The organism is Streptomyces sp. NPDC090119 (genome assembly GCF_044747085.1).
Lineage (GTDB): Bacteria > Actinomycetota > Actinomycetes > Streptomycetales > Streptomycetaceae > Streptomyces.
Map to the genome: position 1 here is coordinate 473,806 of NZ_JBIVDK010000003.1, position 20,153 is coordinate 493,958.

At 73.0% G+C, this 20,153-nt stretch carries 22 protein-coding genes; 10 read left to right on the forward strand and 12 right to left on the reverse strand.

Going from position 1 to position 20,153, the window contains the following annotated elements:
* Positions 1 to 141 precede the first annotated feature (141 nt).
* Positions 142 to 1,260 (forward strand): magnesium and cobalt transport protein CorA, encoded by a 1,119-nt coding sequence (locus ACIPPM_RS14825; RefSeq protein ID WP_401447352.1) that lies wholly within the window; start codon positions 142 to 144, stop codon positions 1,258 to 1,260.
* A 23-nt stretch (positions 1,261 to 1,283) separates the two neighbouring features.
* Positions 1,284 to 1,814: a hypothetical protein gene (locus ACIPPM_RS14830; protein ID WP_401447355.1), complete on the forward strand. Its 531-nt coding sequence runs from the start codon at positions 1,284 to 1,286 to the stop codon at positions 1,812 to 1,814.
* Between the two features lie 13 nt (positions 1,815 to 1,827).
* On the opposite strand, the gene ACIPPM_RS14835 is transcribed toward ACIPPM_RS14830, so the two are convergent.
* Positions 1,828 to 2,565 carry a hypothetical protein gene (locus ACIPPM_RS14835; protein WP_401447358.1) on the reverse strand — a complete coding sequence of 246 codons (738 nt, stop codon included), beginning with the start codon at positions 2,563 to 2,565 and terminating at the stop codon, positions 1,828 to 1,830.
* Between the two features lie 204 nt (positions 2,566 to 2,769).
* On the opposite strand from ACIPPM_RS14835, the gene ACIPPM_RS14840 reads away from it, so the two are divergent.
* Genes ACIPPM_RS14840 through ACIPPM_RS14850 form a run of 3 tightly spaced genes read left to right on the forward strand, consistent with a single transcriptional unit; the run spans position 2,770 to position 5,812 of the window.
* Positions 2,770 to 4,074 carry a magnesium transporter MgtE N-terminal domain-containing protein gene (locus ACIPPM_RS14840; protein WP_401447361.1) on the forward strand — a complete coding sequence of 435 codons (1,305 nt, stop codon included), beginning with the start codon at positions 2,770 to 2,772 and terminating at the stop codon, positions 4,072 to 4,074.
* Positions 4,067 to 4,636 (forward strand): DUF1003 domain-containing protein, encoded by a 570-nt coding sequence (locus ACIPPM_RS14845; RefSeq protein WP_401447364.1) that lies wholly within the window; start codon positions 4,067 to 4,069, stop codon positions 4,634 to 4,636. The genes ACIPPM_RS14840 and ACIPPM_RS14845 overlap by 8 nt, the downstream gene beginning before the upstream one ends.
* 42 nt (positions 4,637 to 4,678) lie before the next feature.
* On the forward strand, positions 4,679 to 5,812 hold the full coding sequence (locus ACIPPM_RS14850; protein WP_401447366.1) for an Mrp/NBP35 family ATP-binding protein: 1,134 nt from the start codon (positions 4,679 to 4,681) through the stop codon (positions 5,810 to 5,812).
* A gap of 60 nt (positions 5,813 to 5,872) precedes the next feature.
* Here ACIPPM_RS14850 and ACIPPM_RS14855 read toward each other — a convergent pair whose 3' ends face one another.
* The 5 genes from ACIPPM_RS14855 to sigE all read right to left on the reverse strand — a co-directional run bounded on the left by ACIPPM_RS14855 (position 5,873) and on the right by sigE (position 10,902).
* Positions 5,873 to 6,544, reverse strand: a complete 672-nt coding sequence (locus ACIPPM_RS14855; protein WP_393915883.1) for a hypothetical protein — start codon at positions 6,542 to 6,544, stop codon at positions 5,873 to 5,875.
* A gap of 302 nt (positions 6,545 to 6,846) precedes the next feature.
* Positions 6,847 to 7,293 (reverse strand): sec-independent translocase, encoded by a 447-nt coding sequence (locus ACIPPM_RS14860; protein WP_401447368.1) that lies wholly within the window; start codon positions 7,291 to 7,293, stop codon positions 6,847 to 6,849.
* 84 nt (positions 7,294 to 7,377) lie between these two features.
* A complete protein-coding gene (locus tag ACIPPM_RS14865; RefSeq protein ID WP_401447371.1) occupies positions 7,378 to 9,117 on the reverse strand; it encodes a trypsin-like peptidase domain-containing protein in 1,740 nt (579 codons plus the stop codon).
* A 70-nt stretch (positions 9,118 to 9,187) separates the two neighbouring features.
* Positions 9,188 to 10,123, reverse strand: coding sequence for an anti-sigma factor family protein (locus tag ACIPPM_RS14870; RefSeq protein ID WP_401447373.1), 936 nt, complete (start codon positions 10,121 to 10,123; stop codon positions 9,188 to 9,190).
* Complete coding sequence (sigE, locus tag ACIPPM_RS14875) at positions 10,120 to 10,902, reverse strand: RNA polymerase sigma factor SigE (RefSeq protein ID WP_388995898.1); 783 nt, start codon at positions 10,900 to 10,902, stop codon at positions 10,120 to 10,122. Before sigE ends, ACIPPM_RS14870 begins: the two co-directional genes overlap by 4 nt.
* Before the next feature lie 158 nt (positions 10,903 to 11,060).
* On the opposite strand from sigE, the gene ACIPPM_RS14880 reads away from it, so the two are divergent.
* Positions 11,061 to 11,774 carry an O-methyltransferase gene (locus tag ACIPPM_RS14880; protein WP_401447375.1) on the forward strand — a complete coding sequence of 238 codons (714 nt, stop codon included), beginning with the start codon at positions 11,061 to 11,063 and terminating at the stop codon, positions 11,772 to 11,774.
* A 124-nt stretch (positions 11,775 to 11,898) separates the two neighbouring features.
* Here ACIPPM_RS14880 and ACIPPM_RS14885 read toward each other — a convergent pair whose 3' ends face one another.
* Positions 11,899 to 12,066 carry a DUF3117 domain-containing protein gene (locus tag ACIPPM_RS14885; RefSeq protein ID WP_018544333.1) on the reverse strand — a complete coding sequence of 56 codons (168 nt, stop codon included), beginning with the start codon at positions 12,064 to 12,066 and terminating at the stop codon, positions 11,899 to 11,901.
* 374 nt (positions 12,067 to 12,440) lie between these two features.
* On the opposite strand from ACIPPM_RS14885, the gene ACIPPM_RS14890 reads away from it, so the two are divergent.
* The gene (locus tag ACIPPM_RS14890; protein WP_401447377.1) at positions 12,441 to 13,247 is read left to right on the forward strand and encodes an enoyl-CoA hydratase/isomerase family protein; all 807 of its coding nucleotides are present in this window, start codon (positions 12,441 to 12,443) and stop codon (positions 13,245 to 13,247) included.
* 32 nt (positions 13,248 to 13,279) lie between these two features.
* Here ACIPPM_RS14890 and ACIPPM_RS14895 read toward each other — a convergent pair whose 3' ends face one another.
* Positions 13,280 to 13,876, reverse strand: a complete 597-nt coding sequence (locus ACIPPM_RS14895) for a DNA-3-methyladenine glycosylase I (RefSeq protein ID WP_401447379.1) — start codon at positions 13,874 to 13,876, stop codon at positions 13,280 to 13,282.
* The gene (locus ACIPPM_RS14900; protein ID WP_401447381.1) at positions 13,873 to 14,220 is read right to left on the reverse strand and encodes a DivIVA domain-containing protein; all 348 of its coding nucleotides are present in this window, start codon (positions 14,218 to 14,220) and stop codon (positions 13,873 to 13,875) included. Before ACIPPM_RS14900 ends, ACIPPM_RS14895 begins: the two co-directional genes overlap by 4 nt.
* A 155-nt stretch (positions 14,221 to 14,375) precedes the next feature.
* On the opposite strand from ACIPPM_RS14900, the gene folP reads away from it, so the two are divergent.
* Entirely contained in the window at positions 14,376 to 15,236 is an 861-nt protein-coding gene (gene folP, locus ACIPPM_RS14905; protein ID WP_401447383.1) for a dihydropteroate synthase, read from the forward strand.
* An 87-nt stretch (positions 15,237 to 15,323) separates the two neighbouring features.
* Here folP and ACIPPM_RS14910 read toward each other — a convergent pair whose 3' ends face one another.
* Both ACIPPM_RS14910 and dapE read right to left on the reverse strand, forming a co-directional pair.
* Positions 15,324 to 16,082 carry a TIGR00730 family Rossman fold protein gene (locus tag ACIPPM_RS14910; RefSeq protein ID WP_161187064.1) on the reverse strand — a complete coding sequence of 253 codons (759 nt, stop codon included), beginning with the start codon at positions 16,080 to 16,082 and terminating at the stop codon, positions 15,324 to 15,326.
* A 107-nt stretch (positions 16,083 to 16,189) separates the two neighbouring features.
* On the reverse strand, positions 16,190 to 17,269 hold the full coding sequence (gene dapE, locus ACIPPM_RS14915) for a succinyl-diaminopimelate desuccinylase (RefSeq protein ID WP_401447385.1): 1,080 nt from the start codon (positions 17,267 to 17,269) through the stop codon (positions 16,190 to 16,192).
* Between the two features lie 95 nt (positions 17,270 to 17,364).
* On the opposite strand from dapE, the gene ACIPPM_RS14920 reads away from it, so the two are divergent.
* Positions 17,365 to 18,372 carry a heavy metal transporter gene (locus tag ACIPPM_RS14920; RefSeq protein WP_401447387.1) on the forward strand — a complete coding sequence of 336 codons (1,008 nt, stop codon included), beginning with the start codon at positions 17,365 to 17,367 and terminating at the stop codon, positions 18,370 to 18,372.
* A gap of 292 nt (positions 18,373 to 18,664) precedes the next feature.
* Positions 18,665 to 18,952 (forward strand): hypothetical protein, encoded by a 288-nt coding sequence (locus ACIPPM_RS14925; protein ID WP_393595380.1) that lies wholly within the window; start codon positions 18,665 to 18,667, stop codon positions 18,950 to 18,952.
* A 53-nt stretch (positions 18,953 to 19,005) separates the two neighbouring features.
* Here ACIPPM_RS14925 and ACIPPM_RS14930 read toward each other — a convergent pair whose 3' ends face one another.
* Entirely contained in the window at positions 19,006 to 20,103 is a 1,098-nt protein-coding gene (locus tag ACIPPM_RS14930) for a bifunctional succinyldiaminopimelate transaminase/glutamate-prephenate aminotransferase (RefSeq protein WP_401447389.1), read from the reverse strand.
* Positions 20,104 to 20,153: the final 50 nt, after the last annotated feature.

Below are 20,153 nucleotides of genomic sequence, written 5' to 3' on the forward strand. Positions count from 1 at the left end.
GTAGCGAAGTCGCCACCGCGACGGTGCGGTGCTCCCCGCTTTGTGGACGTGCCAAACGCATGCAGTCCGAACGTCCCCATTCCGGGTAGTTCCACCCGTCGCAGGCGCACTTTCGTTGCCCGCCCGCGAAGGAGCCTGCCCATGTCGATGATCCGCGACCTGCGAGCCGTGGTCCGACCGTCCTCCCGCCCCGCCCCGCGCAAGGAGGCGGCGGCTCCTTGCGAGACCGACACCACCACGTCCTCGGCCGTGGTCGACTGCGCCGTCTACCGCGACGGCGCCCGCGTGGAGAGCGGACGCACCCTCAGCCCGCAGGAGGCGATGCGCGAGGTGCGCCGCGACGGCGGGTTCGTGTGGATCGGCCTGCACGAGCCGACCGAGGCCGAGTTCGCCGGTATCGCGAGCGCCTTCGGGCTCCACCCGCTGGCCGTGGAGGACGCGGTCCAGGCCCACCAGCGGCCGAAGCTGGAGCGGTACGACGACTCGCTGTTCACCGTGTTCAAGACCGTGCACTACGTCGAGCACGACCAGCTCACCGCCAGCAGCGAGGTCATCGACACCGGTGAGGTCATGTGCTTCACCGGCCGGGACTTCTTCATCACCGTGCGGCACGGCGGACAGGGCTCGCTGCGGGCGCTGCGCCACCGGCTGCAGGACGACCCCGAGCTGCTCGCCAAGGGCCCCTCGGCGGTGCTGCACGCCATCGCCGACCATGTGGTGGACGGCTACATCGCGGTCGCGGACTCGGTGCAGGACGACATCGACGAGGTGGAGACGGAGGTCTTCTCCCCCGGCCGCAACGGCGGTGTCTCGCGCGGTGTCGACTCGGCCCGGATCTACCAGCTCAAGCGCGAGGTACTGGAGTTCAAGCGCGCGGTCGCCCCGCTGCTGCGCCCGATGCAGCTGCTCAGCGAGCGGCCGATGCGGCTGATCGACCCCGACATCCAGAAGTACTTCCGTGACGTCGCCGACCACGTGGCCCGCGTCCACGAGCAGGTCATGGGCTTCGACGAGCTGCTGAACTCGATCCTCCAGGCCAACCTGGCGCAGGCGTCCGTCGCGCAGAACGAGGACATGCGCAAGATCACCGCCTGGGCCGCGATCATCGCCGTGCCCACCATGGTGTGCGGGGTGTACGGCATGAACTTCGACCACATGCCCGAGCTGCACTGGAAGTACGGCTACCCGGTGATCATGTGCGTCACGGTCGCCCTGTGTCTGGGCATCCACCGCACGCTGAAGCGCAACGGCTGGCTCTGAGCGCCGCTGGATAGGCTGGGCGCATGACCAGCGAGCCGCCCGCCCAGGCCCTCTTCGACCAGGCCCTCATCGAGGAGGCCACCAAGAAGTCCGGCCTGATCTGGGTCCGGGGTGCCGACGCGCCCGCCGCGCGCCCGGTGTGGCACGTCTGGCACGAGGGCGCCGCCGTGCTGGTCGGTGACGGTGGCGGTGAGCAGCCGCTGCCCGGTCTCACCGACGGCGGGGCGGCCGAGGTGGCGGTGCGCAGCAAGGACAAGGGCGGGCGGCTCGTCACCTGGTGGGCGACCGCGCACCGGCTGGACCCCGCCTCGCCCGAATGGGAGGCGGCGGTCGCGGAGTTGAAGGGCAAGCGGCTCAACGCCCCCGGCGCCGAGGAGATCCCGGCCCGCTGGGCCCGCGAGTGCACGGTGCTGCGTCTGGTCCCCACCGGGGCCGTGGCGCCGCCGCCCACCGGCAGCCTGGCCGAGCCCCCGCTGCCCACCCCGGCCACCACCCGCGTGCCCGTACCGGCCGCCCTGCCGAGGCTGCTGGCCCGGCGGCGCAAGCGGGGCTGAAGCGGAACGGGGTTCAGGAACCCGGCAGTTGGCCGCCGTAGTCGACCGTCTCGGACTTGGCGGGTTCGGCCGCGGGGAAGTCCTTGCCCCATTCGGCGAAGGTGAGGGTGCCCGCGCCGCCGCCGCGCACCAGGCGCAGGGGGTAGGGCTTGCCCTCCAGGGAGACGTCCAGGGTGCCGCCGGGGCCGCCGTCGCCGCTGACCCGGATCGTGCGGGTCCCGGCCTGTTCGTGGTGGCCCGCGGTGGCGAGCTTGCCGTGCAGGGTGAGCAGGGCGGGCAGCAGCACGTCCTTCTCGGTGAAGCCGCTGAACTTCTTGTACGCCGGGTCGTCCTGCGGGACCTTCACGTACTTGCCGGCCAGCTTGCCCCCGGCCGAGGTGTCCCCGCCGTGGTTCCAGAAGGCGGCGTCGGCCTTCAGATACAGCTCGTCGCCGACCCGCAGCAGTTTGAAGCTGGAGTTCTTCGAGGTCACCGAGCCGCTGCCACCGCCGGACTTCAGCCGCATGTCCAGCGTGAAGGTGACGCCGCCGGTGACCACGGTCCCGGCCAGGTGCACCGCGGGTGCCGCGTCGGCCGCCGCCCGGCTCTTCTCCTGGATCTTCCCCGCGGGCAGTCGGCCCACCCCGTTGGTCCCGGCGTCCGGGTCCTCCTCGCCGCATCCCGTCAGCATCGTCAGCGCCGACACGGCCAGCACGCACAGCGCGGTCACCCGCACGGTTCTGCGGTTGCGTGCCTGGGGAATCGCAGTCACAGGTGGGGCTGCCTCTCTGCCGGTGCCGAATGGGCGTACGGCAGCGTACCGGGGGCACGCGCCCCGGGCGGAGCCCGTCCGTCCGGACCGCTCGCCGGGGCGTTTCCGATCGGTACGGGCTAGCCTGAAGCGCACACGCGTGGCCATATCAGAGCGAATCCGCACCAATCCCGACGCATCCCGAGCACGGCAAAGGAAGCACAGATGGCAGCCGGTGTTCCCCGGATCTTCGTCTCGCACCTCGCCGGGGTCCCCGTCTTCGACCCGGCGGGCGACCAGGTCGGCCGGGTCCGCGACATCGTCGTCATGCTGCGCGTCGGCCGCCGCCCGCCGCGTGTGCTCGGGCTGGTGGTGGAGCTGTCCACCCGGCGCCGGATCTTCCTGCCCATGACCCGGGTGACCGGCATCGACTCCGGCCAGGTCATCTCCACCGGTGTGGTCAACGTCCGCCGCTTCGAGCAGCGGCCCACCGAGCGTCTGGTCTTCGGGGAGCTGCTGGACCGCCGGGTGAAGCTGGTGGAGACCGGCGAGGAGGTCACCGTCCTCGACCTCTCCGTGCAGCAACTGCCCGCGCGCCGCGAGTGGGAGGTGGACCGGGTCTTCGTCCGCAAGGGCAAGAAGGGCGGCGCCTTCCGGCGGGCCAAGGGCGAGACGCTGACCGTGGAGTGGTCGGCCGTCACCGGGTTCTCCCTGGAGGAGCACGGGCAGGGCGCGGAGAACCTGCTCGCCACCTTCGAGCAACTGCGCCCGGCCGACCTCGCCAACGTGCTCCACCACCTCTCCCCGAAGCGGCGCGCGGAGGTGGCCGCCGCCCTGGACGACGACCGGCTCGCGGACGTGCTGGAGGAGCTGCCGGAGGACGACCAGATCGAGATCCTCGGCAAGCTGAAGGAGGAGCGCGCCGCCGACGTCCTGGAGGCCATGGACCCCGACGACGCCGCCGACCTGCTGGGCGAGCTGCCGGAGGACGACAAGGAGCGCCTGCTGAGCCTGATGGAGCCCGAGGACGCGGCCGACATGCGGCGCCTGATGTCGTACGAGGAGCACACCGCGGGCGGGCTGATGACCACCGAGCCGATCGTGCTGCGCCCGGACGCCACGGTCGCCGACGCGCTCGCCCGGGTCCGCAACCCCGACCTCTCCCCCGCGCTCGCCGCCCAGGTCTACGTCTGCCGCCCGCCGGACGAGACCCCGACCGGCAAGTACCTGGGCACCGTGCACTTCCAGCGGCTGCTGCGCGACCCCCCGTACACCCTGGTCAGCTCGCTGCTCGACGACGACCTCCAGCCGCTGTCCCCGGACGCCACGCTGCCCGTCATCGCCGGGTTCTTCGCCACGTACGACATGGTCGCGGCCCCCGTGGTGGACGAGTCGGGTTCGCTGCTGGGCGCGGTGACCGTGGACGACGTACTGGACCACATGCTGCCCGACGACTGGCGCGAGACGGAGTTCCACCTGGACGAGCTGCCGGAGACCGGCGCCGGACGCGAAGCGGGTGCGCATGGCTGAGCGCGAGGGCGGCCGCGAGGGCCGCGACCGTTCCCCCGCGGGCGCCACGGCGACCCGACCACGTACGCCGCGACTGGACCAGCCGCGCCCGCCGCGCCGCAGGGTGCTGCCGGAGTGGGACCCGGAGGCGTTCGGCCGGCTGTCGGAGAAGATCGCCCGGTTCCTCGGCACAGGACGGTTCATCGTCTGGATGACGGTCGTCATCATCGTCTGGGTGGTGTGGAACATCGCCGCGCCGGACGTGGTGCGGTTCGACTCCTACCCGTTCATCTTCCTGACCCTGATGCTGTCCCTGCAGGCGTCCTACGCGGCCCCGCTGATCCTGCTCGCGCAGAACCGGCAGGACGACCGCGACCGGGTCAACCTGGAGCAGGACCGCAAGCAGAACGAGCGGTCGATCGCGGACACCGAGTACCTGACCCGCGAGATCGCCGCGCTCCGGGCGGGCCTCGGCGAGGTCGCCACCCGCGACTGGATCAGGTCCGAGCTGCAGGACCTCGTCCGGGAATTGGAGGTGGAACGGACAAGTCGCCCGCCGGGGCGTGACGCAGACGACCGCTGAGGCACTACCCGTCGGCCCCCACCGGCGCCGTACCATCGTCGTATGGCTACGGAAGACGCGGTGCGCGAGGCGCTGTCGACGGTGAACGACCCCGAGATCAACCGACCCATCACCGAACTCGGGATGGTCAAATCGGTGGAGATCGGCGCGGACGGAGCGGTCGCGGTCACGGTCTACCTGACGGTCTCCGGCTGCCCGATGCGCGAGACGATCACCCAGCGGGTGACCGACGCGGTGTCCGCCGTCGAGGGCGTGCCCCGGGTCGACGTCACGCTGGACGTGATGAGCGACGAGCAGCGCAAGGAGCTGGCCAACGCACTGCGCGGCGGGCAGGCGGACCGCGAGGTCCCGTTCGCCAAGCCCGGCAGCCTGACCCGCGTCTACGCGGTCGCCTCCGGCAAGGGCGGCGTCGGCAAGTCCTCGGTGACGGTGAACCTGGCGGCCGCGCTGGCCGCCGACGGTCTGAAGGTCGGTGTCGTGGACGCCGACATCTACGGGCACAGCGTGCCGCGCATGCTGGGCGCGGACGGCAAGCCCACCCAGGTCGAGAACATGATCATGCCGCCGTCGGCGAACGGCGTGAAGGTCATCTCCATCGGCATGTTCACCCCGGGCAACGCCCCGGTCGTCTGGCGCGGCCCGATGCTGCACCGGGCGCTCCAGCAGTTCCTGGCGGACGTGTACTGGGGCGACCTGGACGTGCTGCTGCTGGACCTGCCGCCGGGCACCGGTGACATCGCGATCTCGGTGGCGCAGCTGATCCCGAACGCGGAGATCCTGATCGTCACCACCCCGCAGCAGGCGGCGGCGGAGGTCGCCGAGCGCGCGGGCTCCATCGCGGTGCAGACGCACCAGAAGATCGTCGGTGTGGTCGAGAACATGTCCGGGCTGCCCTGCCCGCACTGCGACGAGATGGTGGACATCTTCGGCACCGGCGGCGGCCAGCTCGTCGCGGACGGCCTGACCCGCACCACGGGGGCCACGGTCCCGGTGCTCGGCAGCATCCCGATCGACGTCCGGCTGCGCGAGGGCGGCGACGAAGGCAAGCCGGTCGTGCTGACCGACCCCGACTCCCCGGCCGGCTCGGCCCTGCGTGCCATCGCGGGCAAGCTGGGCGGCCGTCAGCGTGGCCTGTCGGGGCTGTCGCTGGGCATCACCCCGCGCAACAAGTTCTGAGCCCGGACACGACGAGAGGGGCGCCCCGCGGATTTCGCGGGGCGCCCCTCTCGTCGTGTCTCAGGCGTAGGCGCCGATGTCCTTGACGACGGCGAAGCCGAGCCCGTAGGCGCTCATGCCCCGGCCGTACGCGCCGACATGGACGCCCGCCTCGGTGGCACCGGCGAGCACCCAGCCGAACTCCGACTCGCGGTAGTGGAAGGGCGTCGCCACACCGTCCACGGGCAGCGAGAGCCGGGACCACTCGGCGCCGTCGAGGTCGTCGGCCAGCGCCCAGGCGGCCTCGGTCTGCTGGTCCAGCCAGTCGTCGCGCAGGGTGTGGTCCATCTGGCCGGGCCAGGTGACGGACAGCAGCCCCACCCCGGCCAGCCAGGCCGCCGAGGAGACCGAGGTGGCCTCCAGCAGCCCGGTGCCGTCCGCGCTGCGGCGGGAGGGGTTCGCGGGCACGGTGACGACGACGGCGAACTTCTCCCTCGGCTCGTCCGAGGAGTTCGCGCTGTGCTCGTTGCGTACCGAGGGCTCGTCGCCGTGCCCGATCGAACCGTGCTCCACCGCCCCGTCGGCGGCCAGGCCGACCTGGAGCAGCCAGCGGTGGCCCGTGAACGCCTCGTCGAGGCCGTACCAGGGGAAAGGCGCCCGCAGATAGCCGTCGACCGTCCGGCCGACGAGGTGGCCGCGACGGCCGCTCTCGTTGGCCGGCGTCTGCGCGCTTACCCGACTCGTGGTCTCCATCTGCCCGGACGCCTCCTCGTTCTCGTCGGACCGGGGCGAAGGGCCCGCCCCCCTTCGGGCGTACGCGCCCGGTCCGCACAACAACTCGGCAGCATATCCACACCGCTGAGGGCAGCCGGGAAGGCGGCGGGCGCGTGGGGCGCCCGGGACGGCCGTTCACGCGATGTTCGGCAGGTGCGTGCGACGAAACCCGCCCGGTGGGGCGGGTTTCGTGGCGTGTCGTGATCTGTTCGGGCGGCGCGGGGCCGACCGGGTGAAGCCGCCCCCGGCGTCGGGTGGCTTCGGCGTCGGGTGGCTCGGCGTCAGGTGGCGTCGGCGTCGAAGGGCGGGCGTTCGTCCTTCGGGTCCTCGGGCTTCTTCGTCATGTCGACCCGGCCGCCGGACACGGCGGGAGCGGACGTGGGCCCCGGCAGCGCCGACGTGGTGTCGTGGCCGTTCACGGAGTCCGTCAGCTCGGCCATCTCGCGCTTGAGGTCGAAGGTGCTGCGGATGTCCTTGAGCCCCAGCTCGTCGTTGTCGAGCTGTTTGCGCAGGAACGCCTTGGGGTTGAGGTCCTCGAACTCGAAGTCCTTGAACTCCGGACCCAGCTCGCTGCGGATGTCGTGCTTGGCGTTGTCCGAGAACTCCCGGATCTTGCGCAGGGTGCGCGTCACGTCCTGGATGAACTTGGGGAGTTTGTCCGGACCGAAGACGAGCACGGCGAGGACGATGAGCGTGACCAGCTCAAGCGGCCCTATGTCATTGAACACCTGAAAGCTCCTTGCGTGTCCTCGGTCGCTCAACGGTACCCGGCACACCCGCGGGACCGGTACCGCCCCGAGGTGAGACTCGCGTCAGTTCTGTCCGGATGCCCCCAGCCTCAGCGTGACGGTCCGCTCGGCTCCGGCCCGCCCGACGGTGAGGCGGAGCCGGTCGCCGGGGCGGTGGGCGCGCACCTTGACGATGAGTTCCTCGCCGGAGTGCACGGGGTGCCCGTCGACTCCGGTGATCAGGTCACCCGGCTTCAGCCCGGCCCGGTCGCCGGGGCCGCCCGCCAGCACCGCGGGGTTGCCCGCACCGCCCTTGGCGTCGATACGGGCGCCGTCACCGGCGTAGTCCATGTCGAGGGTCACGCCGATCACGGGGTGGGTGGCGTGTCCGGTGCCGATCAGTTCCTCGGCGACCCGGCGGGCCTGGTTGACGGGGATGGCGAAGCCGAGGCCGACCGAGCCGGACCGGCCCTCGGTGGAGTCGGAGTCCCGGTCGGCGGAGCGGATGGCGGAGTTGACGCCGATCACCCGGCCCCGCGAGTCGAGCAGGGGGCCGCCGGAGTTGCCGGGGTTGATCGGCGCGTCGGTCTGGAGCGCGTCGACATAGCTGACGTCGCTGCCGTCGCCCTTCTCGCCGCCCGCCGTGATGGGGCGGTCCTTGGCGCTGACGATGCCCGAGGTGACGGTGTTGGCCAGGTCGAAGGGGGCGCCGATGGCCACCACCGGGTCACCGACCCGTACGCCGTCGGAGTTCCCGAGGGGCAGCGGGGTGAGGCCCTGGACGCCCTCGACCTGGACGACGGCCAGGTCGTAGCCGCTGTCCCGGCCGACGACCTCGGCCTTGACGGTCTCGCCGCCGCTGAAGGTGACGGTGATGGCGCCGTCTCCGGAGGCGGGGGCGACGACGTGGTTGTTGGTGAGGATGTGTCCCCGGCCGTCGAGCACGAAGCCGGTGCCCGTGCCCGCCTCGTCCGCGCCCCGGACGTGCAGCGTGACGACGCCGGGGAGCGCGCGGGCGGCGATCCCGGCGACGCTGTCCGGCGGCCGTCCGTCGGGCACGGCCCCGGCCTGCGGCAGCCGCACCTCGGTGCTCCCCTCCCGCTCGATCCAGGCCCCGGCGAACCCCCCGACCCCGCCCGCCAGGAGCGAGACGCCCAGCAAGACGGCGGCGAGCTTCTTCAGGGTCGGCCGCTCGCGCTGGTCGGTGCGGGCGGGGGCCGCGACCTGCTGGGAGGGGGGTGCGGGGTTCCAGGGGTCGTAGCGGGGGGTGGGGGGCTGCTGGAGCGCCGGGTCGTCGGCGGCTTCCGGCGAGCGGGCGGGGGCCGGGACGACGGGGTCCGCCGGGGCGGGCGCGGGGGCGTCCAGCACCGGGGTGCCGTGGGCCGGGGTCACCGTGGGGTGCTGGACGGGCGGCGCGGGGGCCCAGGGGCCCGGCCCGCCGTAGGGAGGGGTGCCGTAGGGGTCGGGGTCGTGCAGGGGCGTGGAGCGGCCGGTGACGGCGACCTCGGTACGCGGGTCGGCGGCACGGGCGCCGGTGCCGGGCGACCCCTCGTCCGGGCTCTCGTCCCGGGGGCCCGGAACGGTCGGCGGTGTGGCGTGGGTGGCGGGCTCCTGGGGCGGTGTGGCGGTGGGTTCGGTGTCGGGCGGGGGTGGGGGCGTCCCGTCCTCGGGGTGGCTCGTGTCGGCCGGGTCTCGCCGGTCGGCGGGCTCGGCGGCGCGGCCCGCCCCGGACCCGGCGAGGTCGGCGGGAGCCGGTTTCGCCAGTTCGAAGTCGCCGTCGGTCCCGGCCGGGGACGGGTCCGGCGTCGGGTTCCCCTCGTTCATGCTCTCCCCAGTCGCCTGTGTCGCGGCCGTGCGGGCACGGCCTCACCGGATTCAACCAGGGATCGGCGGGTCAGGGGGCCGAGGCGGAGGGGGAGTTCGTCGGTCCGGCCGCCGCCGTGGTCTCGGTGGCCGGTGGCGCGAGGGGCCAGGAGTCCAGGGTGAAGGGGGTGGTCTCGCCGAGCGGGCGTATCAGCGGGGAGACCGCGGCCGCACCGGCCATCACCGGCATGGCCAGGTCCCGCGCGGTGTCCTGCACCCGTGCGTCGACCGGGGCCGGGATGCCCGGCAGCAGGGGCGCGGAGGCGGAGACCGCCGCCGCCGGGGTGCGGCCCACCGCGCCGCCGCCCTGCGCGAGCAGCGGGGCGGCCGGACGGCGCCGCTGGCTGTCGGGGGTGGCCGTACCGGCGGCGGTGCCCGTGCCCGTGCCCGCGGAGCGGGACGGCGCGACATTGCTCCCGGTGCCGGAGCCGCCGCGGGCGTCGGTGGCGAGGTCGCCCGGCAGGGCGGTGGTGACGCCGCCGAGGGCGACGGCCGCGAGGGACACCGCTCCGGCGGCCGCGGCCGCGAACCGCAGCCCGCGCGAGGAGGGGCGGTCGGCGACCGGATGGATACGGAAGCCGCGCTGCTCGGGGGCGTGCGCGGCGGCGGCCGGGACATGGCCGAACGCGAACCGGTCGCCGTCGCGCACGCCGAAGACGCCGTCGCCGGAGCCGCGCCCGAAGGGGCCGCCGGGGACCGCCGGGCCGTCGGCGTCGCCGCCGGGGAGGCCCTGGAGGCGGGCGAGGAAGGACTCGGAGGGAGGGGGCGGGGCGGCCTCCGCGAACACGTTCTTCAGCCGCCGCTGCGCGTCGGCCTCGGCGCGGCACCGGCAGCAGGTGGCCAGGTGGGCGAGGACGCGGTCGCGCGACTCATGACCCAGTTCTCCGTCCACCAGGGCGGAGAGCCGGTCTCCCAGATGCTGTTCCGCGAGGCGCGCCTCCGCGGGGTCGGGTCGGGTTCCAGTCACGCCGGCGAGCCCCCTCCTCCCAGCGCGGGCACCCGGGGCATGAACGATCGGCGCTCGGCCTTGCGGGCCTCGGGAGAACGGTGGGCGAGGGCCTTGCGGAGCTGGGAACGGCCCCGGTGGATACGGGAGCGGACGGTGCCGAGCTTGACGCCGAGGGTCGCGGCGATCTCCTCGTACGACAGCCCCTCGATGTCGCACAGCACCACGGCGGCGCGGAACTCCGGCGCGAGGGTGTCCAGGGCCTGCTGGACGTCGGCGTCGAAGTGGGCGTCGTTGAAGACCTGCTGCGGGGACGGCTCACGGCTGGGCAGGCGCTCGGCCGCGTCGTCGCCCAGGGCGTCGAAGCGGATGCGCTGCTTGCGCCGGACCATGTCCAGGAACAGGTTGGTGGTGATGCGGTGCAGCCAGCCCTCGAAGGTGCCCGGCGAGTACGTCGACAGCGAGCGGAAGACGCGGACGAAGACCTCCTGGGTGAGGTCCTCGGCGTCGTGCTGGTTGCCCGTCAGACGGTAGGCGAGGCGGTAGACGCGGCCGCTGTGGGTGCTGACGATCTCCTCCCAGGTGGGCGGAGTCCACGCCTGCCCGTCCGCGTCGGTGGCGAAGGTCGCGGTCGGGGCCTCGCCTGCGGCGGGAGCGGCGGCGTGGTGGTCAGCAGCGGTGTCGGTCACGGATTTCGGCCTGCCCGACCCGAGGAAGCGCCGCAGCACTCCTCCTCGGTCCTCGGGTGCGGCCGCACCTCCCCTGTCGGCTCTGGTGGTGTCCAGTGGAGCCCCTACCATAGCCACCTCGCCCGTTAGCTCCGGATAAGCGGTTTTACGAAAATTTGACACGCGCTGAGCCGGCTCGTCCACCCGCGTCAGCATGTGCTCCACACCCTGCGTCACCCCTTACCCCCCGTCCCGTACCCACCGCGCCGCCCCGGCGTCGGCTCTCCCTTGTGAACGCTCGGTCCCATCAGCGGGTTCCCGGCGCAACGGATACAGTCACGCCGAGGCAAGTACGGGGACAGGAGAGGGTCATTACCGGCAACCGGCAGACGAGCTGGGCGTTCGCCGACGCCTTTGTCGCCGAGGACGAAGCGCTGCGCTGGGCCCGTGACCGTGCCCGTGACGCGGGGCTGCGCTCGGTGGCGCCCAGCACGGGCGCCGCGCTGCGACTGCTCGCCGCCTCCGTGGACGCCAAGGCGGTCGCGGAGATCGGCACCGGCTGCGGGGTGTCCGGAATCCATCTGCTGCACGGAATGCGCCCCGACGGCGTGCTGACCACCGTCGATCCGGAGCCGGAGCACCAGCAGTTCGCCCGGCAGGCGTTCCGCGCCTGCGGCTTCGCCAGCAACCGGGCCCGGTTCATCCCGGGCCCCGCCCTCGACGTACTCCCCCGCCTCGCGGACTCCGGCTACGACCTCGTCTTCTGCGACGGCGACCGGCTGGAGTACTCGGACTATCTCGCTGAATCGTTGCGCCTGCTGAGACCGGGCGGGCTGGTGGTCTTCGAGGGTGTCTTCGCCAGCGGCCGCACGGTCGACTCCGGTCCGCAGCCCACCGAGGTGGTCCGGCTGCGCGAACTGCTGCGCACGGTGCGGGAGAGCACGGAGCTGGTGACCTCGCTGCTGCCGGTGGGCGACGGCCTGCTCTGCGCCGTCAAACGCTGAACCCCTGCCCCTGTCACTGCCCCCGCCCGCGCGGCACCCGGCGCACCGGAAAGATCACCGGACACGCGACTGCCCCGGCACCTCGCGGGTACCGGGGCAGTCGGGAGGAAAAGATCGCTGCGCGTCAGACGACGACCTTCTTCAGGGCGTCGCCGAGTGCCTCTGCCTCGTCGGGGGTCAGCTCGACGACGAGTCGCCCGCCGCCTTCGAGCGGAACGCGCATGACGATGCCCCGCCCCTCCTTGGTCACCTCGAGCGGGCCATCACCCGTACGCGGCTTCATGGCCGCCATGCTCGTACCCCTTCCTGAAACCAGGCTCATCGTCTGCCGACGACCCCACGGAGGGCACCCGCGGTCCAGGAGGGACACGCGACACCGGCATCGAACACATTGCTTCCAAGCCATTATCCCGCATCTCAGGACCCGATGACCAACATCGGTCCGCATCGCTTGGGCAACGCACGCGAGCAAAACCACTCAATTCGGGGATGTGCCTGCGATACTGCGCCACCCCCGGCACCTCTCCCGGCCGCCTTCGTGCTGCTTTTGTTAGACGCAGGTCACACGCACGGTGCGACTGCCGGGCCGAGATCTCCGCCATGCTGTCCCCGGACAACGGCGTACCGACCGGTACGCCGTCAGCCGCTAAACGGAGGGGAAGCGCCATGGCCGACACCGTGCTCCACGAGGTGAACGACGGGCTCGCCACCATCACCCTGAACCGCCCGGAGGCGATGAACGCGCTGAACATCGCCACCAAGAACGCGCTGCGCGAGGCCGTCGAGGCCGCGGCGGCGGACGACGCGGTGCGGGCGATCCTGCTGACCGCGGCGGGCGACCGGGCGTTCTGCGTAGGCCAGGACCTCAAGGAGCACATCGGGCTGCTCGTCGCCGACCGCGAGGGCGGGGGCGGTGGCCAGACGATGAGCACCGTCAAGGAGCACTACAACCCGATCGCGCGGGCGCTGGCGGGTGCGAAGAAGCCGGTGATCGCCGCGGTCAACGGCGTGGCGGCCGGGGCGGGCTTCGGCTTCGCGCTGCTCGCGGACTACCGGCTGGTGGCGGACACCGCCGCGTTCAACACCTCGTTCACCGGCGTGGCGCTCAGCGCGGACTCCGGCCTCTCCTGGACGCTGCCCCGCGTGATCGGCACGAGCCGCGCCACCGACCTGCTGCTCTTCCCGCGCACCGTCAAGGCCCAGGAGGCGCTGGAGCTGGGCATCGCCAACCGGGTCGTCCCGGCCGCCGAACTGCGCGCCGAGGCGGAGAAGGTGGCACGCGCCCTGGCCGAGGGCCCGACGGTCGCGTACGCGGCGATCAAGGAGGCGGTGGCGTACGGGCTGACGCACTCGCTGGACGAGGCGCTGGAGAAGGAGGACGAGCTCCAGACCCGCGCGGGCGCCTCCGAGGACCACGTCATCGCCGTGCAGGCGTTCGTGCAGAAGGAGAAGCCCAAGTACGTGGGCCGCTGACCCCCCCGAACGGCCACGCGGCCGCCCGCCCCTCAGCCGCGGGTGGCCGCGCCCCGGCTGACGCAGGCCGCGAGGTGGTCGTCGACCAGGCCGCACGCCTGCATCAGCGCGTACGCCGTGGTGGGGCCGACGAACCTCAGGCCCCGCTTCTTCAGCGCCTTGGACAGCGCGGTGGACTCCGGGGTCACCGGCGCCACGTCGGCCAGCACCTTGGGCACGGGACGCCCGGCCGGGTCGGGCGCGTGGGACCAGATCAGCTCGTCCAGCTCGCCCTCGGACCATCCGGCGAGCACGCGCGCGTTGGCGAGCGTGGCGTCGACCTTGGCGCGGTTGCGGATGATGCCGGGGTCGGCGAGGAGGCGCTCGCGGTCCTCGTCGGTGAAGGCGGCGACCTTCTCGATCCGGAAGTCCGCGAAGGCGAGCCGGAAGGTGGGGCGGCGGCGCAGGATCGTGATCCAGGACAGCCCGGACTGGAACGCCTCCAGGCTGAGCCGTTCGAAGAGGGCGTCGTCGCCGTGCACCGGGCGGCCCCACTCGTCGTCGTGGTACGCGACGTAGTCCTCGGTGGAGAGCGCCCAGGGGCAGCGCAGCGCGCCGTCCGCCCCGGCGAGGGCCTCCCCGGTGCTCATCGGAGGTCCTCCGCGCCGGGCTCGTCCGGGCGAGGATGCGGGGCGCGGGCACCGGCGAGCGCGGTCTGCAGGTCGGCGATCCGGGCGTCCCGCTCACCGAGTTCGGCGGCGAGGCGGCTGAGCGCGTCGTCGACGTCGGCCATGCGGTAGCCGCGCGTGGCGAGGGGGAACCGCAGGTTCTCCACGTCGAAGCCGTGCAGCGGGCGGTCCGCGGGCAGCGGGTCCTGGAGCCGCTCGGGCGCGGCGTCCTGCAGCGGGGCGCTCTCGCCGCCGCCCACCACGGCGAGGGTCACCGCACCGACCACGACGGCCAGCGCGAGGACCAGGAACAAGAACATCAGCATCGCCAGGGTTCCCCAAGCTCGATGGGCCGGACGCCGGCCCTTGCGGACCCCGCGTCCGGAAGCCGGATGTGTCTGGGTCCGATCGTGCCATGCGAGGCTGACAGTCCGGGCCGCGAGGCGCCGGACGTGCGAGGTACGAGGAGAGGTCACGAGGGATGCTCAGGCTGGGCAAGCGGGAATTCGGGGCGCGTGAACCGGTGATCATGGCGATCGTGAACCGGACCCCGGACTCCTTCTACGACCGGGGGGCGACGTTCGCCGACGACGCCGCCCTCGCGCGCGTGGAGCGGGCGGTGGCCGAGGGCGCGGCCATCGTCGACATCGGCGGGGTGAAGGCCGGGCCGGGCGAGGAGGTCACCGCCGAGGAGGAGGCCCGGCGCACGGTCGGCTTCGTGGCGGAGGTCCGGCGCCGCTTCCCCGATGTGATCATCAGCGTGGACACCTGGCGGGCCGAGGTCGGCGAGGCGGTGTGCGAGGCGGGCGCGGACCTGCTGAACGACGCGTGGGGCGGGGTGGACCCCGGCCTGGCCGAGGTCGCGGCACGCTACGGAGCGGGCCTGGTGTGCACGCACGCCGGGCGCGCGGAGCCCCGTACCCGGCCGCACCGGGTGGCCTACGACGACGTGATGGCCGACATCCTGGACGTGACCGTGGGGCTGGCGGAGCGGGCGGTGGCGCTGGGGGTGCCGCGTGAGTCGGTGCTGATCGATCCGGGGCACGACTTCAACAAGAACACCCGGCACAGCCTGGAGGCGACCCGGCGGCTGGACGAGATGGTGGCGACGGGCTGGCCGGTGCTGGTGTCGCTGTCCAACAAGGACTTCGTCGGGGAGACGCTGGACCGCCCGGTGAAGGAGCGGCTGATCGGCACGCTGGCGACCACGGCGGTGTCGGCGTGGCTCGGGGCGCAGGTGTACCGGGTGCACGAGGTCGCGGAGACCCGGCAGGTGCTGGAGATGGTGGCGTCGATCGCGGGCCACCGGCCCCCGGCGACGGCCCGTAGGGGTCTCGCCTGACAGGGTCGCTCTGACGGGGTCGCCCTGACGGGGATTTCCCCTGGGGGGAGGCCGTGAGGGCCGTCCCCCAGGGGAACCGACCGGGTCCTACCGGGCCGCTTCCTTGGACACCAGCGCGACAGCCTCGTCCACGTCGTCCGTCACGTGGAACAGCATCAGGTCCTTCTCCGCCGCCTTGCCCTGGGCGACCAGGGTGTTCCGCAGCCAGTCCATCAGCCCGCCCCAGTACTCGCTGCCGAACAGCACGATCGGGAAGCGGGTCACCTTCTGGGTCTGCACCAGCGTGAGCGCCTCGAACAGCTCGTCCAGCGTGCCGAGGCCGCCGGGCAGCACCACGAAGCCCTGCGCGTACTTCACGAACATCATCTTGCGGACGAAGAAGTACCGGAAGTTCAGCCCGATGTCGACGTAGGGGTTCAGCCCCTGTTCGAAGGGCAGCTCGATGCCGAGGCCGACCGAGACGCCCCCGGCCTCCAGCGCGCCCTTGTTGGCCGCCTCCATGGCGCCCGGACCGCCGCCGGTGATCACCGCCCAGCCCGCCTCGACCAGACCGCGTCCGAGCCGCACACCCGCGTCGTACTCGGGCGAGTCCACCGGGGTCCGGGCCGAGCCGAACACGCTGATCGCGGGCGGGAGTTCGGCGAGGGTGCCGAAGCCCTCGATGAACTCCGACTGGATGCGCAGCACCCGCCAGGGGTCGGTGTGCACCCAGTCGGTGGGGGCACGCTCGTCCAGCAGCCGCTGGTCCGTGGTGCTGGCCTGGACCTGGCCCCGTCGCCGGAGTACCGGGCCGAGCCGCTGCTCGTCCGGTGGGCGCTTCTTCCCCTCGGGGTTTCCGGTAGCCATGTGCGCTCCCTCCGCTTGCCGGTGTTTCGTGCCTCAGCCTAGATCCGCATCCGTTACGGAGGGGGGACGTGAGCATGTCCGGAACGCGGCGCCGCGTGGTGCGGGCGTCACGCGGTGAGCCAGGCGCGCAGCCGCTCCTCGCCCGCGAGGACCTTGGCCACCTCGACCCGCTCGTCCCGCTTGTGCGCCAGATGCGGGTTGCCGGGGCCGTAGTTGACCGCCGGAATGCCGAGGGAGGCGAAGCGGGAGACGTCCGTCCAGCCGTACTTGGGCATCGGGGTGCCGCCGACCGCCTCGATGAAGGCCGCGGCGGCCGGGTGGGACAGGCCGGGCAGGGCGGCGCCGCTGTGGTCGTCGATCACGAACTCCTCGACGCCGCAGTCCGCGAACACCTCACGCACGTGCGCCACGGCCTCCTCCTCGGTGCGGTCGGGGGCGTAGCGGAAGTTGACCGTGACCACGCACTCGTCCGGGATGACGTTGCCGGCCACTCCCCCGCCGATCCGGACCGCGTTGAGCCCCTCGCGGTACTCCAGACCGTCGATCACCGGCCAGCGGGGCTCGTAGGAGGCGAGGCGGGCGAGGATCGGGGCGGCGGCGTGGATGGCGTTGGCGCCCATCCAGCCGCGCGCGGAGTGGGCCCGCTCGCCCTTGGTCCGCAGCAGCACCCGGAGCGTGCCCTGGCAGCCGCCCTCGACCTCGCCGTCGGAGGGCTCCAGCAGCACCGCGAAGTCGCCCCGCAGCCACTCGGGGCGGGCCTCGGCGAGGTGCTTGAGGCCGTTCAGCTCGGCGGCGACCTCCTCGTTGTCGTAGAAGACGAAGGTCAGGTCGCGGTTGGGCTCGGGGACGGTGGCCGCGATCCGGAGCTGGACCGCGACGCCCGCCTTCATGTCGCAGGTGCCGCAGCCCCACAGCAGGCCGTCCGCGTCGAGGCGGGAGGGCACGTTCTCCGCGATCGGGACGGTGTCGATGTGCCCGGCGAGGATGACGCGTTCCGCGCGGCCCAGGTCGGTGCGGGCGAGCACGTTGTTGCCGAAGCGCTCCACCGTGAGGTGGGGCAAAGCGCGCAGCGCGGCCTCGATCGCGTCCGCGAGGGGCTTCTCCGTGCCGCTCTCCGACGGGATGTCCACGAGCCGGGCGGTCAGCTCGGCGGCGTCCAGCGTGAGGTCAAGGGTGGTGTCGGCCATGCTGGTGACCCTAACGCCCGCCCGGCCGGGGGCCGCCGCACCACCGGGCGCGGGGCCGCGGCGAGGGCGATCACCGGCTCCAGTACCTTGTACGCGTGCCAGAGCCGTCCCCTCGCCCCCAGTCCCGCCCCAAGCGTCGCGGCCGTGTGCTCCGGATCGGTGCGGCCCTGCTGGTCCTCGCCGGTGTCGGCGGGTACCTCGTGGTGCAGTACGTCACCGGAGGCGTCGGCACGCGCGGCTGCACGGTGGTCTCCGCGCGGGACGACTCCCAGTCGTACGAGTTCACGCCCGAGCAGGCCGTGAACGCGGCCACCATCGCCGCCGTCGGCACCGGGCGCGGGATGCCCGAGCGGGCGGTGACCATCGCGCTCGCCACCGCGCTCCAGGAGTCGGGGCTGCGCAACATCGAGCACGGGGACCGGGATTCGCTGGGCCTGTTCCAGCAGCGGCCCTCGCAGGGTTGGGGCACCGAGCGGCAGATCATGGACCCGGCGTACTCGGCGGGCATCTTCTACGCCCATCTGGCCCGGGTGCCGGACTACTCCGCGCTCCCGCTCACCGTAGCGGCGCAGAAGGTGCAGCGCAGCGGCTTCCCGGAGGCGTACGCCAAGCACGAGCAGGACGCGGTACTGCTGGCCGCCGCCCTCACCGGCCACGCGGCGGCCACCCTGACCTGCGAGGGCCGCCCGTCACGCACCGCCGAGGCGACCGGCCCGGACGCGGTGCGGGAGGCGCTGGTACGGGACTTCGGCCGCGACGCGCTCCAGGAGACCGGCGCGGAGGTGGGCGGCCGGGCCGTCCCCTCGCCGTCTCCCTCCCCCAGCGTGACCGCCACCGCGCACGGGCGGACGGTGACCGTGCCGGTGCCACAGGGCACCCGGACGGACGCCGGCGGGCGCAGCGAGCGGCAGCGGGGCTGGCAGCTCGCCCAGTGGGCGGTGGCCAACTCCTCGGCGCTGCGCATCGCCCGGGTGACGTATGAGGGGCGGGAGTGGACCGCGTCCAACGGCGGCGGGGACTGGCATCCGGTGCCCGCCCCGGCGTCGGGGGCGGCCGGGGCGGAGTCGTCGCTGGCGGCCGTCCGGATCGTCGCGGGGCCCTGAGAGGGCGCCGGACGCTTGTGCGGGGGCACCCTCGTACGGGTTGCGGGGGTCGTCGGAGGGCGTGTTCGGGGGCAGCGGGCGCAGTACGCACCCGATCCCTTGCGCCTCAAGGGGTGTAAGGATTCTGCGGGCCCCCTCGGAGACGGTCTTTGCCCATTTTTATCCACACCCGATAATGCGATGCGTTATCGAGTCTTTACCTTCCGCGTCCGCAACCTTCGGCGGGTTCGAGCGGTAGTCACGGCGTCCGGGCTCGGACACCACACCGTTCTCTTCTGTCGAATGGAGCATCATGTCCCTCCCCCTGACTCGTCGGATCGCCCAGGCCGCGCTGCTCGTCGCCGCGGGGGCGGCCGCCGGGATCGGCGCCGCCGGCACCGCCGGTGCGGCCACCAACCAGCCCGCCGTGCCGGACCTCGGCGGTCTGACCAAGCTGGACGGCGCGACCCACGTGGACAAGACCGTGGGCGGGCTGGCGGGCAGCAAGGCGGTCAAGAAGGCCGTACCGGCGCCCGCGGCGGGCAAGGCGGCGGGGAACGTCCTGGGCGGCCTCCCGCTGAAGGGGCTCCCCCTCGGCTAGTCGCCGCATGACGAAGGGGCCCAGGGAGTTCCCTGGGCCCCTTCGTCATGCGGCTACGCGGTCAGACGCGCCACCGCCTGGTCGACGCGCTCGTCCGTGGCCGTCAGGGCCACGCGGACGAACCGCTCGCCCGCCTCGCCGTAGAAGTCACCCGGTGCCACCAGGATGCCGAGGTCGGCCAGGTGGGCGACGGTGTCCCAGCAGGACTCGTCCTTCGTGGCCCACAGGTAGAGGCTGGCCTCGCTGTGCTCGATGCGGAAGCCGTGGGCCAGCAGGGCGGCGCGGAGGCGGTCGCGGCGGGCGGCGTACCGCTCGCGCTGCACGCTCACGTGCTCGTCGTCGCCGAGGGCGGCCACCACCGCGGCCTGGGTCGGCGCGGAGGTCATCATGCCGCCGTGCTTGCGGATCTCCAGCAGCGGCATCAGCACCGCCGGGTCGCCCGCGAGGAAGGCGGCGCGGTACCCGGCCAGGTTGGACCGCTTGGAGAGGGAGTGGACGGCCACGATGCCGTCGTAGGAGCCGCCGTTGACGTCCGGGTGCAGGACCGAGACCGGGTCGGCCTCCCAGCCCAGCTCCAGGTAGCACTCGTCGGAGACGATCAGCACGCCGTGCTCGCGGGCCCAGGCGACGATCCCGGTCAGCTCCTCCTGGGAGAGGACCTTGCCGGTCGGGTTGGACGGCGAGTTGAGCCAGAGCAGCTTCAGGTTCGTCGGGTCCAGCTCGCGCGGGTCGTCGTAGACCACGTGGTCCGCGCGGGCGAGGCGGGCGCCGACCTCGTAGGTCGGGTAGGCCAGGCGCGGGTAGGCCACCTCGTCGCCGGGGCCGAGGCCCAGCTGGGTCGGCAGCCAGGCGACCAGTTCCTTGGAGCCGACGATCGGCAGGACGTGGCGGTCGGTGACCTCGCGGGCGCCGAGGCGGCGCTCCAACCAGCCGGTGATCGCGTCGCGCAGCGCCGGGGTGCCCCAGACCGTCGGATAGCCCGGCGAGTCGGCCGCGTCGACCAGCGCCTTCTGGATCAGCTCGGGGACCGGGTCGACCGGGGTGCCGACCGACAGGTCGACGATGCCGCCCGGGTGCGCGGCGGCGGTCTTCTTGTACGGCTCCAGCTTGTCCCAGGGGAAGGCGGGGAGCCGGTCGGAGACTGCGGACACGGGGCTTGCTCTCTCTTTCCTAGGGTGCGCGAAACACCTCGGTCCCGCAC